This window comes from Paenibacillus sp. FSL R5-0744, assembly GCF_037972555.1.
Taxonomy (GTDB): Bacteria; Bacillota; Bacilli; order Paenibacillales; family Paenibacillaceae; genus Paenibacillus_AQ.
The window spans coordinates 2,251,928-2,268,195 of record NZ_CP150228.1; the positions used below are offsets into that span (position 1 = coordinate 2,251,928).

Below are 16,268 nucleotides of genomic sequence, written 5' to 3' on the forward strand. Positions count from 1 at the left end.
CGAAGTGAATGTTACCACTCCAACAGTCGTTGGTGCTACGGGACCTCAAGGAGCACAAGGAATCCAAGGAGTACAAGGGGCCCAAGGAGTACCAGGACCCCAAGGAGCACGAGGAATTCAAGGAGCAGAAGGACCTCAAGGTCCCGCCGGTGGGCCCCCAGGACCCCAAGGACCGCAAGGTCAACCTGGGCCAGCGGGAGCAATGGGTCCACAGGGTGTAGCGGGACCCGTTGGTCCTCAGGGTGCGCAAGGAGTGCCGGGTACACAAGGAGTCGTAGGTCCTCAGGGATCGCAAGGTTTACCTGGTCCTGCAGGAGCAATAGGACCACAAGGTTTTGTAGGAGCAACCGGATCGACTGGAGCACCTGGGGTACCGGGGGCAGTGGGAGCAACCGGAGCACCAGGAGCGCCAGGAGCAGCCGGAGCAACCGGAGCGCCAGGGGTAGCAGGAGCAACCGGAGCACCAGGAGCAACCGGAGCACCAGGAGCAGTAGGGGCAGCAGGAGCAACCGGGGCACCAGGAGCGGCCGGAGCAACCGGAGCGACCGGAGCAGCGGGAGGAGTATTGGGTTTTGCTGATTTTTTTGCCCTGATGCCCCCTGATAATGCAGCAACTGTAGCACCGGGCACAGACGTGAGTTTTCCTCAAAATGGCCCTACCAGCGGGACGACGATTGCACGAACGGGCCCTAGTTCTTTTAATTTAGCGGCAATAGGGACTTATCAGGTGTTGTTTCAGGTTAGTGTAACCGAAGCAGGCCAACTCATCTTGACTCTTAATGGCGCAGATCTGGCCTATACGGTAGTTGGACGTGCGACAGGTACATCAGAAATCGTAGAAATGGCTATAGTGCAAACAACGGTCATTAACACCATACTGACAGTTCGGAATCCTGCTGGCAATTCCACCGCACTTACTATTACTCCTCTTGCTGGAGGAACAAGATCTGTTTCAGCTCATCTCGTTATTACACAATTAGCATAGCGAAATCTCCTACGTATAGATAATTTGGAAGTTTGCCACCTCTAATCAGGTGGCTTTTCTTATGGCATTTGCTGGAATTTCCATTTGACTTCAATTCAGAGTTGACGCAAAATAAGAGGGAGATGATGTAAATTTGAATTTTTCGGGGAGAATTGTACATGAATAATAAATCAGGTCGTCATTCCTTCCGAGAGCGACTGGATCATATGGTGGGTAAGATTCGTACGGATATCCTAAGTGGAGTGCTACAGCCAGGTGCTTATCTGCCGGCAGAGAGTATGCTAGCCAAGCAATTTGAGTTAAGCAATAAATCGGTCAGAAGAGGGCTGGATGTATTAGTCCAAGAAGGCCTTATCGTCAAAATTGACCGTGTCGGAAGCAAGGTTATGGAGTCCGTGCAGGAGAGAATCCGTATTCATTTTGGCTGCAGTGCCTCGCTGTCCAAGGACTTTCTGCTGGATGATCTAATTGGTGAATTTCATCGACTGCATCCCGGTATTCATATTCTTCCGCTGGCGCTGAATGATTTTGACCATGTGAATTCTGCCGTAGAGATGATCAATAATGGGATGCTTGATGCCGTATCTCTGAATAGCACGCAATTTCAGGAAATGGCTGAAAATGGCTCGGCTGAGCTGCTGGAATCGCTTGATCCTGATCCTGAATTATATCCAATCGCGACTGAAGCTTTCTATCATGAAGAACAGTTGTATGCTTATCCGATTTCCTTCTCCCCCGTGGTGCTGTGCTACAACAAGGCTCATTTTCGGGAAGCGGATCTTCCTGAGCCGGATAGCTATTGGACCTGGGATGACTTGATTGAGGCGGCTCGTCAGTTGGCAGAGAAACGTGGACGCCATGCTATTTATTTTGTGCCTGCTTCCGAGAACCGTTATTCTGTATTCCTGCTGCAGAGCGGGATTCAAACCGTGGCAGACGGGACCGAGCACCGCACACTTAGTCCGGAGACGGCAAATAGTCTCAGTGTGTATAGCCGTCTCGTGAACAACCATCAGATTTTCCCTAAATATCTTGCTGGCAATCATGAGGATGAGACGATTTCTTTGTTTGTCCAAGAACAAGTTTCTATGATTCTGACGACCTTTTTTAATTTAAATGAATTCAAGACCTTAACGCTGGACTATGATCTTGCTCCGTTACCTAGGCTGAAAACAAAAGATCCGCAGAAGACATTACTGGTCACGATCGGAGCGGCTGTGGTCGGGAATTCACGACAAAAGGAAGCGGCTCGTCAATTCGTTAACTTCCTTGCTTCCGTAGAAGCACAGAAAATTATTCGGGAACGCACAGTAAGTATTCCAGCTCGAAAGCGGATCGCTGAGATGAGCACGGCGGATCATTTGAATCGTCCTTCGAGATATCTGATGTACAGAGAGCTATTTCCGACCTTCTCCTACCTTAAAGATTTAGGACTTCCTATAGCCGATCTAAAAAGCTTTCGTAAATTGTTGAACGCTTATTGGTCAAAGATGATTGATGAGGAAACGCTTCATGAGGAATTGAGTCTCTTAATCTCGGAACAGGATGCTGCCGATCAAAAGGTTTAAAAGGTGTTTTTCTGCGAAGGCTGTTCTCTTTAGAATATCAGAAAAGCGTGATAATGGTGCTGGTGGGCCATTATTACGCATTCTTTTAAATAAAAGCAAGCAGAAGTTGTATATTGTGCCTAATCTGTATGAGATCAGAGATGGTTTATTTAAAGCAGTTAAATACGAGTAATTTTGTAAGCGTTTTCTATTAAATTTGATGGATTTCAACATTTTGCGACAGGTACATGTTATATAAGATTACACTTATTAGAGATATTTCTTATTATTATATTGACATCATGTGGGCTGGAAAATATAATAAAATACATCAGATATATATCAGATTAGTGTAATAAGAGATCTGATACTCTGAAATGTAAATCAAAAAGAAGTCAGAACAGATGTTTTCGTCTAATTAAAGTAGAAAAAAGGCAGTTGAAAGGAGGATACCCCCTATAAAAGGTAATTTTCAGAGTGATTACTCATTTAAAAATTTATTGATGTATCGTTGATTCCTTCTGATTGATGTTAGTGAATATATCATAATGATTATCTTATTTTTTAGTTATTAATAGGGGGTTGAATTATGAATGTTGCTAAAAGGAAATTAGTTCTGCTGCTACCTGTCCTGTTGTCATTAGTTACACTCGTATCTGCTTGCGGCGGTTCGAATACTAAGACTGGCAATACCGCAGATCCTACTGCGGAAGTTCAGAAGGCTACGCAAGCTCCCGCTAAGGAAGGTAAAACAGTAGGTGGTCTGCAGCTCCCGATTGTTTCAGATAAGCTTGAACTGTCACTTTGGTCACCCAGCGGCGGCAATTTCAGAGGAACTAATTTTAATGAGAAATTATCCTTTCAGCAAATGGAAGAGAACACTAACATTCATATTGACTTTCAGCATAGTACGGAAGCCAGTGCGGAAGCCTTTAGCCTATTGATGTCATCTGGTAAGCTGCCGGACATTATCTACAATGATCTATGGGGCACGGATTCCGGAAAATATGGTACACAAGGCGCGCTGCTTCCCCTGGAAGATTTAATTGAGAAAAACGCGCCAAACTTCAAGAAAATCCTCGACGACAACCCGGATATCCGGGGACAAATTACTTCGCCTGAAGGCCACATTTTTTACCTGCCTAATCTCGTTCTTGATTCACAGGATCTCACTCAAATGTTCCCGCAAGTGCGGAAAGACTGGATCGATAAGCTGGGTCTGTCTATGCCGGAAACTACCGAAGATTGGTATAACATGCTCAAGGCTTTTAGGGAGCAGGATGCCAACGGAAACGGCAAGAAGGATGAAATTCCACTAGTCACAGTCAACTTGGAAAATATCATGATGTTATTCGCGCCTGCCTTTGGCGTCGATTACGGATTCTTCGTGGATAATGGCCAAGTAAAATATGGCCCGAATGATCCTAAATTCAAGGATGTCGTAACCTATCTGCACCGTCTTTACGATGAACAATTGCTTGACCCGAACTATCTGGTAGATACCACATTCCAGACGCTGACTGAGAAGGTGACTACCGATGTGGCAGGGGCATGGTTTGGCTGGTCTGGCTCTTACATGGGGAACTTTACTACCCTAATGGAGGGCAAACATCCAACCTTCAAAATTGCACCAGCCATTCCACCTAAAGGACCGAACGGTGATCAACGTCATGTCTCCTTCCGCTGGCAGGCAGCAGCACACGGATTAGCGGTTTCCTCGCGGACGGAACATCCTGAGGAAGTGATGAAATGGCTGGATTATCAATACTCAGAAGAAGGCATTCTGCTGAACAACTTTGGGGTTGAAGGCAAGTCATATGATCTGGTAAACGGAGAACCGATTTATAAGAAAGAAGTAACTCATCCGACCAATGGCCTCACGAATACGCAAGAGCTGCTGAACCATACGATCGGGGGCGGAAGCTGGGCTACGGTAGCGGATACGAGATATGCTGAACAAATCCGAGAAGCTAACGGGCAAACGGAGAATCCGCTCGAGTTATATAGTGACTATATCGATTTTGATAGCAAGTTGCCTCCAGTCCAATTCACAACAGAGGAAAACGATGTAGTTGTTCCTTTGATGGCCGATATCCAGACCTATGTAGCCGAAACAATCAATGCCATGATCATGGGGCGCCAAAAGATTGAGGACTATGACAAAGTAATGAAGCAACTTGAGAAGATGGGAATTAACGATGTGTTAAAAGAGTATCAGGTTGCATACGAGCGATTTAAAGGGAAATGATTCAGCTTGTGAGGAGGTTGTCGTGGGTCGAGCGGTTCAGAGAGTGCTTTGTGACCGCTCGCCACATGACAGCTATGACTAACGCCAGTGTCCGGGAGAGGAGAACTATATGGCTGTACCTGTAAAAGTTGCTAAAGTTGAAAGCAGGAAGCTTCCGGTCAAGAGGAGTCCGATTCCCTGGAAGCGGATAGCCTCCAATCGCTATCTTTATCTCATGCTCCTTCCTACGGTTTTGTATTTTCTGATTTTTGAATACAAGCCGATGTATGGGGCGATCATTGCCTTTAAGAATTTCAACCCCTACTTGGGGATCACGGATAGTCCTTGGGTGGGCTTCAAGAATTTCGAGAAGTTTTTCGAAAGCTATTATTTTCTCAGACTGCTTAAAAATACCTTCTTAATGAGTTTCTACTCACTCATCTTCATTTTTCCTGCTTCACTTACTTTTGCACTGCTGCTCAATGAGCTGCGGCTCAAGAAGCTGAAGTCCTTTCTGCAGACCGTGTCTTATTTGCCGCATTTTATTTCGCTGATCGTCATCTGCGGGATGATTATTGATTTCACCAAGCCCGGAGGCATTATTAACAGCCTGTTGCTTGGCATCGGCCTGATCTCGGAGCCTATTCAGTTCTTGATCCTGCCAGAATGGTTTCGAACGATCTATGTGGGTTCTGGCATGTGGCAGAGCCTAGGCTGGAACTCAATTATCTACTTAGCAGCGTTATCTGGCATCAATCCGAGCCTGTACGAGGCTGCCGTTGTAGATGGAGCAGGGCGATGGAAACAGCTAACGAATATAACGCTGCCCGGGATTCTGCCTACGGTGCTAATTCTCTTGATTCTGAATGTGGGTACCCTGCTGAATGTGGGCTGGGACAAAATTATATTGCTTTACAATCCTGGAACGTACGTCACTGCGGATGTTATTTCAACATTTGTTTATAGACGAGGTGTGATGGAGGCGAATTACAGTTTTTCTGCCGCAGTAGGATTATTCAATTCCATAATTAACTTCACATTACTCGTTCTAGCCAACCGTATCAGCCGGAAAACAACTGAAAGCAGCCTATGGTGAGCATAAGCTTTCGATGCGAGTTTTTTACGATTTTTAGGAGGGTAGACAATGGTTGTGAAACGCAGTATGGGTGAAATCATTTTCGACAGCTGCAATGTGCTGTTTCTAATCTTGTGTTCTTTCCTGTTCCTGTACCCGATGTGGTACGTGCTGGTCTCCTCATTCAGCGATGCACATGCTATTGCTGCGGGGAAGGTAAGCTTCTTTCCAATCGGCTTTAATCTGGATGCTTACAAGCTGGTATTTGAGGATACGCGGGTCTGGACAGCTTACGGAAATACTTTCTTTTATGTCATTGTCGGTACGTTGATTAATCTGGTGCTTACTACACTTGGTGCCTATCCTCTGTCCAGAAAGAATCTGGAGGGGAGAAATGTCATAATGGCTTTTATTGTGTTCACGATGTTTTTTAGTGGTGGCTTAATTCCGGCGTATCTGAATGTCCGTGAGCTTGGCTTGTATGATACACGGTGGGCGCTGCTGTTGCCTGGTGCGGTTAGTGCCTTCAATTTGATAGTGATGCGGACTTTCTTTCAGTCTATCCCTGATAGTTTGATAGAGTCTGCCAAGATAGACGGCGCCCACGATTTCAGAATTTTACTGCGGATCGTGCTTCCGCTCTCCATGCCGGTTCTGGCGGTGATGACCCTCTTCTATGCGGTAGGCCACTGGAACAGTTGGTTCTCGGCCATGATTTATTTACAGGATCGGAATTTGTTCCCGCTTCAATTGATATTGAGGGAAATCCTGATTCAATCCTCTGCGCAAAATATGCTGGCAGGTGTTACCCAAGATGAGGTATTTCGGATCAGTGAATCTATTAAATTCGCTACGATAATCATTGCTACCGTTCCCATTCTGATGATCTATCCATTTTTACAGAAATATTTTGTAAAAGGCGTAATGATCGGTGCGTTGAAGGAGTAACACCCATAGAGAAGATGCTGCATGTGACGGAATCGTTTCTGAAGCAGTCGGGAGGAGAAGACATATGAAGGCGGTAATATCTCAGGAAGGACAGATTCGCATGTCGGATGTTCTGACACCAGTCATTGAAGATGGATTTGTACTAGTCCAGACTGAATATTCGGCGATTAGCCCCGGAACGGAAATGATGATGAATGGCCTGCACCGTACGCAACAAATTGTACTTGGATACAGTGCAGCAGGTGTAATCCGAACACGTGGGAAAGGAATGGAGCACTGGCCTGAGGGTCTTCGGGTAGCTTGTTACGGCGGTCCTTATGCAAAGCATGCAGAATGGCTGCTAATGCCTCAGCATCTGATGGTGCCCATTCCTGACCATGTTAGTTCAGAGGAAGCATCAACAGTAGGGCTTGGAGCCATTGCAGTACATGCAGTAAGGCAGGTTGCACCGCAGTTTGGGGAGACACTTGTGCTGATCGGTGCCGGAATTCTTGGGCAGTTGATTGCTCAAATTGCTAAGGCGGCAGGATGCCGGGTGATCGTCTATGATTTGCTTGCAGAGCGCTGTGAGATGGCTGAGCACCTTGGAATTAGACATATCGCTACTAGCCCGGAGAAGGTTAAGGAACATCTTGCTAACCTGACGGAGGGCATGGGAGCAGATGCAGTTATTGTATGTGCCGGAGGTAAAACCGGAGACCTTATTGATCAAGCGCTAGAGTGGGTACGGGATCGCGGCAAGGTACTGTTGGTTGGAGATGTTAAGCCTGATTTCTCTCGTGATCTGATGTTCGGTAAGGAAGCCCAAGTGCTGATTTCTAGAGCCGGAGGTCCCGGACGATATGATCCTATCTATGAGCGGAAGGGGATCGACTATCCTTACGGCTACGTGCGGTGGACGGAAGGTCGTAATATGGCTGAATATATTCGCTTAATCTCTGAAGGGGACATTCAGGTTAAGCCGTTGATTAGCGCGATATTCCCGGTTGAACGCTGTGAAGAAGCCTTTCGGCGTTATGCAGAGGACCCGGTGGATCTGTTGGGAGCGGTCTTAGCTTATCCTGCGGCAGTCTCTGGATGTGAAACGAAGGTGGAGGAACAGCTGACGAAAGAAGGCGGGAGCAGATGAAGGCGCTGCGGATCGGTGAACCACTGAACGGTCTGGCGGTTTGGGCCTCAGCTTATGGAACATGGCAAGGGGCAGACCGGATCTACACTGTTTCTTCCGGAAGTCCTTGTATCTTATTTGTTCTAGACCCGAGCGGTGAACAAGCGGTGGAACGGTATGCGCTGGAAGGCTCGGATCATTGCTGGGGTGTAGTCTTAACAACCAGCGGAGTATATATCGGGGGAAGCGGCATTTTGTACAGGTACACTCATGAGAATGGTGTAGAGAACCTGGGTGAGATGATTCCTGGTGAATTCTATACGTGGCGGTTGGCAGCAGATACGCAAGGCAGGATCTATGGGGGATGTTATCCTGGGGGGAAAGTGTTCCAGTATGACCCAGCGACAGGAGTGTTTAGGGATTACGGTGCTATGGTAGCTGGAGAACAGTATGCGCGTTCTATGGAAGCGTGGAACGGTAAGCTCTATGTGGGAGTTGGTACACAAACCCCGCATGTTGTTGTACTGGATACGGAGACGGGAGAACGCTCGGAAATCAGGCTACCAGATGAATGTAAAGGCGAGCAACTGGTGTATGACTTGAACATCGTTCAGGGCAAGCTTTTTGCTCGAATTACACCGTCTGCACGGTTGTACATTTATGATCTGGAACTGCAGGCGTGGGGAGACACTTTGGATCATGTGAGTGGACTTAGTGTTTCGCCGCCGGATGAGCTGGGAAATGTGTATTTCATTAAAGATGACTATTTGCAGCGTTATGATGTCCGGACTGGAAGCCTGTTCGTTACTTCACTAGCTATGCCGGAGCCTGCAGGTGATTATGGCTGGCTGAATAACCATGCTCTAAATCGGAAAGAGCGCTGCTTAACGGGTGTATACAGGGACGGGAGTTGCTGGATTTACGATCCGGCGACGGATCGGTATACGGTCAAAGACTTCGGCCTGCAAGGTCAATCGGTCCATTTGCAGTCTATGACCTATGGACCTGATGATGCTCTTTACATCGGAGGGTATTTCGCAGGTGGGCTGTCCAGATTCGATAAGGCAGCCGACGAGATCATTTCATATCGGGGCATTGGTCAGACGGAAGGTATGCTAGCTGGTAGAGATTGTCTTTATCTAGGTGTATATCCGCGAGCGAATATTTTCAAATATGACCCGAACGAAGATTGGAAGCCGGGTGAGAATCCAGAGCTGCTATTTTCCCTGCAGGAAGAGGAGCAGGACCGTCCTTTTGCTTGGGCTTGGGCAGGAGAAGTGCTGGCAATTGGAACGGTCCCTTCCTATGGTCGGCATGGAGGAGCGTTGACACTGTACAATCCTGCTAGCGGTGCACGTGAGGTGTTCAGAAATCTTTTGCCGCAGCAGAGTGTGGTGTCCTTGACCTGTAGAGATCAGCTGTTGTTTGCTGGAGGGTCCGTCTGGGGTGGACTTGGGATTGCTCCTCAGCGTGCGGATGCCTCTCTATTGATTTGGGATCTAGAGAAGCGCTGCAAAGTATGGGAAGGTGTACCGGTGAAAGGGGAAAGGGCTATTTCTGCTTTGGTTCTAGATGATGCAGGGCATCTTTGGGGTTTGACGGCAGGTAAGTTATTTCGGTTCGATCCACAGCTTAAGCTTACTGTAAAGACTTACACTTTGTTCTCCATGGACTGGAATGTTGTGACTCATTTTTGGCGTAGCGGCAATGAATTGCTCTACAAGGAAGGCATGCTATACGGTGTGTCGATGAATCGCTTGTTCAAGTTTGATGTGCGGAGTGAGGAGCTTGAGGTGTTGAATGACGATGCGCGGCTGCTGGCAATGGACCGTGAGGGTGATCTATTTTTTGCAAGAACTACAGCATTGTATCGGATGTATAAGTAAGGCCTGCACTATCCTTGGCGAAGGGTGAGGGATGATGAGAATCTTATATTTTTATAAATTCTGTATTCTTGGTGGGGTAACCACTCAACTTGCAAATAGACTTAAATTTTTGCGGCACCACTCGGAAGTACATTTTGCTTTTTTGGAAGATTACGGCGGGGCAAGCGCTTTTGATGGATACGAGCATGTCCGAATTCTGGGGACAGTTGAAGAAATTAAGAGCTACATGGAAGTCTATGATTTCGATGTCATTATTACTATTGATACTTACGAGATGTATGAAGCACTTGGGCCTGTACAAGAGGGAAAGGTTATTATTCATGAGGTACATACCACCTATTCCGAACCCTTACAGAAGTTGGCAGCAACGAAAGATAGTTTGCCTTTTCACTATGTGATCACTCCCTCCGCTTACATGAAGGATTATTTGGACGGTATCGGCATAGCGGGTGCTTATCATATTAATAATTGCCTGGATACCGATTTGTTCCGATATGAAGCGGGTATTGAGCAGGAGCCTGCCACTATTTTGTGGGTGGGTAAACTGGATGATCACAAGAACTGGTCGTCCTATTTGAACATTGCTGGAATGCTGAATGCCAAGATGCCAGAGCTGCAATTTATGCTTGTTGGGGGTTATACTGCTCCCGATGAGATCAAGAAACAGCTGATGGTAAAGGTAGAACAGCAGGGGGTTAAGCATTTCAAGTGGATTCCCAAAGTGGACTACGATGAGATGCATCGCTATTATTCATCGGTTGCGCAGAATGGTGGGTTATATATTAGTACCACGACCAATGAATCTTTTGGGATGACCGTACTGGAGGCGATGGCCTGCAGGTGTCCGGTAGTGGTTCCGAGTGTAGGAGCGTTGCCGGAACTATTGGATGGTCCGTTAAGTGTTTCCCTATACGAATCAGGCAATGAAGAGGAGTGTGTGGACAGATTGAGCGCACTGCTGGAGCAGAATAGTCTGAGGGAAGGCTTGAAGTCATTGGGAGAACAGAAAGCTAGAACTACTTACAGCATCGAACAAGTGGGAAAAGAATACATGGAACTACTTGAGCGATTCAGAGAAGAACGTTTAATTCTTAAATAAGTAGATCACTCCATGGGGCTGTCAACCGAATAAGAGGTGTTGTTGAAATGGAAGAGCTGCAGATCGGTATGGTAGGAATGGACACTTCGCATAGCAGGATTTTCGCGGCGCTGCTAAATGATGAATCTCATCCGCTTTATATTCCGGGTGGCAGGTTACACTGCGGTTATCCGGGGGGTTCTCTTGATTTCGAGCTAAGCTATTCACGTGTGAGACCGATTAGCAGTGAATTGCAGGAGCGCTATGGGGTTGAATTGCTCGATTCTATAGAAGAAGTTGCGGAGAGATCTCATGCGATTCTATTGACTTCTGTAGATGGGAGAGTGCACAAGGAACAATTTGCGGTGCTGGCTCCTTACGGAAAGCCGGTATTCATTGACAAGCCGTTAGCGGTTTCTTCTGAAGATGCGAAGATAATTGTGGAATTGGCGGAGAGGTATGGAACGCCATTTTTCTCCAGCTCTATGCTACGTTTCGGTGGACCACTGGTAGCCCTCTTAGAGGATGAAAGTGCAGGTGCTATTCTAGGTGCGGATTGTACTGGACCACTCGATCTACAGCCGACACAACCGGGGTTATTCTGGTATGGCATACACGCTGCTGAGATGTTATATGCCGCCCTTGGAGAAGGTTGCCATTGCGTACGTGCCGTCAGTAACGATACGCAAGAGTGGGTAGTCGGCCAGTGGAAGGACGGGCGAATCGGGACGATCCGCGGAAACCGTACAGGCGGCTCTGATTTCTATATCGTATTGCATCGTGAACGAGGGAGTAACGGAATTAACGCGCTCGGAGCAAATTACAACGCAGGACACAAGCAATTACTGAAGAAATTTATAGCTATGGCGCGAGGGGACTCTCCGCCGGTACGATCTTCCCTAACACTAGAGTTGATTCGCTTCATCGAAGCGGCCAACGAAAGTCGGGTAAGCGGTGCTGATGTTCGTCTGTAAAGGAAAGCACAATCTGAAAGGAGTGTAGTGTATTGATTAGGACAGCAGTGATTGGATGCGGTGGCATGGGAACTGTTCATGCGGATCGCTACAAGTCCATGCCCGAAGCTGAGCTTGTCGCCGTATGTGACATCGTTGAAAAAGCCGCTGAGGTGTTAGGAAATTTAGTGGGCGTTAGCTATTTTACATCTGTACAAGAAATGCTCGAGCAGGTAAAGCCAGCGGTGGTCAGTATTGCTGTGCCGACCTATTTGCATGTAGAACTGGTACGGATTGCGGCTGACCATGGTGCGCATGTGATCTGTGAGAAGCCGCTCGCACTCACTTCGCAGGAAGCGGAAGAAGCAATTCGTTATTGTAACGAGCGCGGTGTACGTTTGTTTGTGGGCCATGTCGTTCGTTTCTTTCCTTCTTACAGACAGCTTGCGGAGGGAATAACGCAGCTTGGCAGTGTTCAAGGCGGAATATACCATGCTAAACGGGCGGGTTCACATCCCGGAAACGTGCAAGCGTGGTTTCGGGATCCATTTCTTAGCGGTGGCGTCATTATAGATTTAATGATTCACGACATTGACTACATTCGTGGGGCTTTTGGTGAAGCCCGTGAAGTATATGCGTTCCAGCACCAGTCGGAAGACATAAATTATGCTTCAGCCACTTTCCGGTTCAAGAATGGAACCATTGCACAGCTTGAGGCATTTTGGGGGTATCCAGGGCCGTTTCACTCCTCTTTTGAATATGCGGATGCGGAAGGAATCATCTCAGGCGGAACCGGGGATGGCGAAAGTCTGCATATTCGCAAGTCGATAACGACGGGCTCTACATCGGGATTTGTGGAGACGCCCTCGAGTGTGCTGCTGAAGGATCCGTATTATTTGGAATTGGAGCATTTTCTAAGCTGTCTAACAAGTGAGGAAGAGCCGATAGTCACTGCGCAGGATGCGCTGGAAGCTGTACGCTGGGCTGAAGCCGCTCAGCAATCGGCAATGACCTATCAACCGGTGAAGCTTGAAGTGAAGGGGGATATTTAATGAGCCGTTTGAATATTGGCATGATCAGTTTCGCGCATGCGCATGCTTTTGACTATTTGGCAAGTTTACTGCACATGTCTGAAGTGACGGTCAGTGGAATTGCTGATGAGGTGCCAGAGCGCACACAGGCGCTCGCAGAACGTCATTCGATTCCCTATTATGCTAACTACAAGGAACTTCTGGAAGATGCGAATATAGATGCCGTAATTATTTGCTCAGAAAATGTCTATCATGCTGAGCTAACCATCGCTTCAGCCCGAGCGGGCAAGCATGTACTGTGCGAGAAGCCGCTAGGTCTGTCAGTTGAAGAAATGCAACGCATGATTTCGGTCTGCTCTGAAGAGGGAGTACAGCTTATGACAGCCTTTCCTTGCCGCTTCCTCACTCCGGTTGTGCGGGCTAAGGAATCACTAGATCGCGGCGATATTGGTGAAATTATCGCTTTTAAAGGAACTAACAGAGGTTCTTTTCCGGGACCTAGATGGTTCTCTGATGAAGCCCTATCGGGAGGCGGTGCTGTTCTAGATCACACTGTGCATGTGATGGATCTGATGAACTGGTTCTCTGGTTCTTCTGTAGAACAGGTGTATGCCTATGCGGATACCTTATTTGATTCAGAGTGCAAGCGGACGATCGATGATGCTGGAATGGTGCATGTAACTTTTGAGAATGGTGTGTTCGGAGTGCTGGATCCTAGCTGGTCACGCAATCCCGGCTTTCCCACATGGGGGGATGTGACCCTGGAAATCATTGGAACTAAAGGTGTCATCTCGATAGATGCTTTTAACCAAAAAAACAATGTATACGGAAGAGCATCTGGCAAAGGGAACTGGACCTTCTGGGGAGATGACATGAATGAACTGATGCTGAAGGCTTTTGTACAGGCGCTTCTAGAAGGGGTGGAGGTACCGATTTCGGGAATAGATGGGCTCCGATCCACAGAGGTTGCACTTACCGCTTATCAATCTGCTCATGCAGGCCAACCGGTGCGTTTAAAAAAATGAGGATGCTGTAAGCACAAAACTTTGAGGAGGATGGAACCGCCTATGCAGGATCAGGAATTGTTCGATAGTATGTGTGAAAAGCTCTACTCTGCGGTAATCTCTGATACGTTGGATCAATTGGGCTATCGTAATCAGGTGATGCGTGAAAATATTAACCCGATAGATCCTACCTGGATCGTTGCCGGAAGAGCAAAGACCATTCTGTCTGTGGATATTCATCATTTGCCGGAAGATCCGTACACGAAGGAGATTGAGGCGGTGGACAGCGTTAAGCCCGGTGAGATTGTCATCGGCTGTACGAATGAATCGCGGCAGAACGGACTGTGGGGAGAGCTATTGTCTACGGCTTCCAAAATGAGAGGTGGCCGCGGAGCCGTTGTAGATGGACTAATCCGTGATACTGCTAAAATTCTGGAGCTTGGTTTTCCTGTCTTTGCTACCGGGACCAAACCTGTTGATTCTCAAGGGCGTGGAATTGTTATCGACTATGACATTCCGGTGCTATGCGGTGGCGTAATGGTCCATCCCGGAGATGTAATCTTTGGTGATCGTGATGGTATCGTTGTGATTCCGGGCGCCATCATCGATGAAGTGTTCCAATTAGCCATGGATAAGGTGACTCGCGAGAATCATACACGGGATGAACTGCTCGAAGGATATACCTTGCGGCAGGTCTACGATAAATACGGGGTGCTCTGAACAAGATTCGAGGGAGTGATATACATGAGGCTGGCTGGCAAAAGAGCGCTAATCACAGGTGCAGCAAGAGGAATTGGACTGGGAATCGCCCATCGATTTCTGGAAGAAGGCGCTCAGGTGGTGTTGCTGGACCGAAGTGAGGGTGAGCTTCTTATTGCACTTGAAACCTTGAAGGATTATGGTGAAAAAGCTGCAGTAGAGATATGTGATCTTCGCGATGTCTCACAGTTAGAACAATCTGTTGCCCAAGCCTTTGAAAGGTTCGGTGGGATAGATATTGTAGTGAACAATGCCGGAATCGCCTTTCGTGAACACTTTCTTGACATCTCGGTTGAGCATTGGGATGCAGTATTTGATATCAACGTAAGGGCGGTTTATTTAATAGGTCAGCTTGCAGCGAGACAAATGATTTCTCAGGGTGGCGGAGGCGCCATTATAAATATGAGTTCCAAAAATGGTCTATCAGCAAGCTCGGAGCTCGCGCATTACAATGCTTCTAAGGCTGCTGTTATACTGCTAACCGAATCGATGGCAGTGGAGCTGGCGGCTTATGGGATCCGGGTAAACGCAGTAGCACCGGGATTTGTGGATACACCCCTCGACCGCAAGCTGCGCGAAGCTTCGAAGCTCCCGGCTTATTCGGAGCATACTCCGATGAAGCGGGCGGCAACGATAAGGGAAGCTGCCAATGTATTTCTTTTTCTGGCTTCTGATGAAGCCTCCTATGTAACGGGAGAAACCATTCGTGTGGATGGTGGACATTTGGCTAATGGTAGTGAGCTGTAAATAGAAGAAGGAGTGAACGTATTGGAAATTACAGAAATTCAGGCAGAATTGATGATTGATGCTCAGGCTGAGCTTGGTGAAGGGCCGCATTGGGATGCCGAATCCAAACAGTTGTATTGGGTCGATATAACGGGTAAGAAGCTTAGAATATACGACCCGATCACTGGTGGTGAAGTAGTTCGCTCTTTCGACCAAATGGTCAGTGCAGTTATTCCTACGACAACAGGAGGACTTCTATTGGCTATGGAGGATGGGGTCTACCTTTCTCAAACTGAAGGATCTCCGGTGCTGCTGACTTCAATAGAAGCGGATCTTCCACGCAACAGAGCAAATGATGCCAAATGCGATCGACAAGGCCGACTGTGGGTGGGGACGATGAGTATGGATGATGAGCCGAAAGACGGAGGCTTCTATGTCGTGGAGTCTGGCGGCTTCGCTCGCCAAGTGTTATCTGGCATCGGCTGTTCGAATGGTATGGCTTGGGATTATTCGCACAGCAAGATGTATTACATTGATACGCCGACTAGGCAAGTAGATGTATTTGATTACGAGGAAAAGTCTGGAAGGATAAGTAACCGAAGATTAGCGTTCCGAATTCCTACAACAACTGGCTATCCGGACGGAATGACAATAGATAGTGAAGGCATGCTTTGGGTCGCCCACTGGGGCGGCGGCTGTGTATCACGATGGAACCCGGAGACGGGTGAGCAGCTTGGACTCATTCGAGTTCCAGCACCACTGGTGACCTCGTGTACTTTTGGAGGCAGTGATCTAACGGAACTCTACATTACAACTGCAAGGATAGGGATGCACGAGAAAGAGTTACGTGATTATCCGTTTGCAGGCGGTTTGTTTATGGTTAAGCCCGGAGTGAGCGGCTTGCTGCCCGGAAACTTTCAGGCTAAGGAGTAAGATGAGGA

General features: G+C 47.6%; 14 protein-coding genes. All 14 read left to right on the forward strand.

Going from position 1 to position 16,268, the window contains the following annotated elements; translation table 11 throughout:
* Positions 1-4 precede the first annotated feature (4 nt).
* The 14 genes from MKY19_RS09575 (at position 5) to MKY19_RS09640 (ending at position 16,260) form a co-directional block, all read left to right on the forward strand.
* On the forward strand, positions 5-985 hold the full coding sequence (locus MKY19_RS09575) for a collagen-like protein (RefSeq protein ID WP_339802261.1): 981 nt from the start codon (positions 5-7) through the stop codon (positions 983-985).
* A 158-nt stretch (positions 986-1,143) separates the two neighbouring features.
* Positions 1,144-2,553 (forward strand): extracellular solute-binding protein, encoded by a 1,410-nt coding sequence (locus MKY19_RS09580; protein ID WP_339802264.1) that lies wholly within the window; start codon positions 1,144-1,146, stop codon positions 2,551-2,553.
* Between the two features lie 568 nt (positions 2,554-3,121).
* The gene (locus MKY19_RS09585) at positions 3,122-4,780 is read left to right on the forward strand and encodes an extracellular solute-binding protein (RefSeq protein WP_042186709.1); all 1,659 of its coding nucleotides are present in this window, start codon (positions 3,122-3,124) and stop codon (positions 4,778-4,780) included.
* 214 nt (positions 4,781-4,994) lie between these two features.
* Positions 4,995-5,855 (forward strand): ABC transporter permease subunit, encoded by an 861-nt coding sequence (locus MKY19_RS09590; protein WP_339804246.1) that lies wholly within the window; start codon positions 4,995-4,997, stop codon positions 5,853-5,855.
* A gap of 48 nt (positions 5,856-5,903) precedes the next feature.
* Positions 5,904-6,782, forward strand: coding sequence for a carbohydrate ABC transporter permease (locus MKY19_RS09595; protein ID WP_042126182.1), 879 nt, complete (start codon positions 5,904-5,906; stop codon positions 6,780-6,782).
* Between the two features lie 64 nt (positions 6,783-6,846).
* Entirely contained in the window at positions 6,847-7,911 is a 1,065-nt protein-coding gene (locus tag MKY19_RS09600) for a zinc-binding alcohol dehydrogenase (RefSeq protein ID WP_339802269.1), read from the forward strand.
* Entirely contained in the window at positions 7,908-9,776 is a 1,869-nt protein-coding gene (locus MKY19_RS09605; RefSeq protein ID WP_339802272.1) for a WD40 repeat domain-containing protein, read from the forward strand. Before MKY19_RS09600 ends, MKY19_RS09605 begins: the two co-directional genes overlap by 4 nt.
* A 31-nt stretch (positions 9,777-9,807) precedes the next feature.
* The gene (locus tag MKY19_RS09610) at positions 9,808-10,875 is read left to right on the forward strand and encodes a glycosyltransferase family 4 protein (protein WP_339802273.1); all 1,068 of its coding nucleotides are present in this window, start codon (positions 9,808-9,810) and stop codon (positions 10,873-10,875) included.
* Between the two features lie 47 nt (positions 10,876-10,922).
* Positions 10,923-11,828 carry a Gfo/Idh/MocA family oxidoreductase gene (locus MKY19_RS09615; RefSeq protein ID WP_339802275.1) on the forward strand — a complete coding sequence of 302 codons (906 nt, stop codon included), beginning with the start codon at positions 10,923-10,925 and terminating at the stop codon, positions 11,826-11,828.
* A gap of 32 nt (positions 11,829-11,860) precedes the next feature.
* A complete protein-coding gene (locus MKY19_RS09620) occupies positions 11,861-12,859 on the forward strand; it encodes a Gfo/Idh/MocA family oxidoreductase (protein ID WP_339802277.1) in 999 nt (332 codons plus the stop codon).
* The gene (locus MKY19_RS09625) at positions 12,859-13,863 is read left to right on the forward strand and encodes a Gfo/Idh/MocA family oxidoreductase (protein WP_339802280.1); all 1,005 of its coding nucleotides are present in this window, start codon (positions 12,859-12,861) and stop codon (positions 13,861-13,863) included. The genes MKY19_RS09620 and MKY19_RS09625 overlap by 1 nt, the downstream gene beginning before the upstream one ends.
* Before the next feature lie 42 nt (positions 13,864-13,905).
* Positions 13,906-14,562 (forward strand): RraA family protein, encoded by a 657-nt coding sequence (locus MKY19_RS09630; RefSeq protein ID WP_339802283.1) that lies wholly within the window; start codon positions 13,906-13,908, stop codon positions 14,560-14,562.
* Positions 14,563-14,586: 24 nt separating this feature from the next.
* Positions 14,587-15,348, forward strand: a complete 762-nt coding sequence (locus tag MKY19_RS09635) for an SDR family oxidoreductase (protein WP_076283236.1) — start codon at positions 14,587-14,589, stop codon at positions 15,346-15,348.
* 21 nt (positions 15,349-15,369) lie between these two features.
* Positions 15,370-16,260 carry an SMP-30/gluconolactonase/LRE family protein gene (locus tag MKY19_RS09640; RefSeq protein WP_339270154.1) on the forward strand — a complete coding sequence of 297 codons (891 nt, stop codon included), beginning with the start codon at positions 15,370-15,372 and terminating at the stop codon, positions 16,258-16,260.
* Positions 16,261-16,268 lie beyond the last annotated feature (8 nt).

Bases quoted from the DNA above. Each gene is read 5' to 3' on its own strand.
- MKY19_RS09580 (WP_339802264.1), top strand. From the start codon at position 1,144: ATGAATAATAAATCAGGTCGTCATTCCTTCCGAGAGCGACTGGATCAT.
- MKY19_RS09585 (WP_042186709.1), top strand. From the start codon at position 3,122: ATGAATGTTGCTAAAAGGAAATTAGTTCTGCTGCTACCTGTCCTGTTG.
- MKY19_RS09590 (WP_339804246.1), top strand. From the start codon at position 4,995: ATGCTCCTTCCTACGGTTTTGTATTTTCTGATTTTTGAATACAAGCCG.
- MKY19_RS09595 (WP_042126182.1), top strand. From the start codon at position 5,904: ATGGTTGTGAAACGCAGTATGGGTGAAATCATTTTCGACAGCTGCAAT.
- MKY19_RS09600 (WP_339802269.1), top strand. From the start codon at position 6,847: ATGAAGGCGGTAATATCTCAGGAAGGACAGATTCGCATGTCGGATGTT.
- MKY19_RS09605 (WP_339802272.1), top strand. From the start codon at position 7,908: ATGAAGGCGCTGCGGATCGGTGAACCACTGAACGGTCTGGCGGTTTGG.
- MKY19_RS09610 (WP_339802273.1), top strand. From the start codon at position 9,808: ATGATGAGAATCTTATATTTTTATAAATTCTGTATTCTTGGTGGGGTA.
- MKY19_RS09615 (WP_339802275.1), top strand. From the start codon at position 10,923: ATGGAAGAGCTGCAGATCGGTATGGTAGGAATGGACACTTCGCATAGC.
- MKY19_RS09625 (WP_339802280.1), top strand. From the start codon at position 12,859: ATGAGCCGTTTGAATATTGGCATGATCAGTTTCGCGCATGCGCATGCT.
- MKY19_RS09630 (WP_339802283.1), top strand. From the start codon at position 13,906: ATGCAGGATCAGGAATTGTTCGATAGTATGTGTGAAAAGCTCTACTCT.
- MKY19_RS09635 (WP_076283236.1), top strand. From the start codon at position 14,587: ATGAGGCTGGCTGGCAAAAGAGCGCTAATCACAGGTGCAGCAAGAGGA.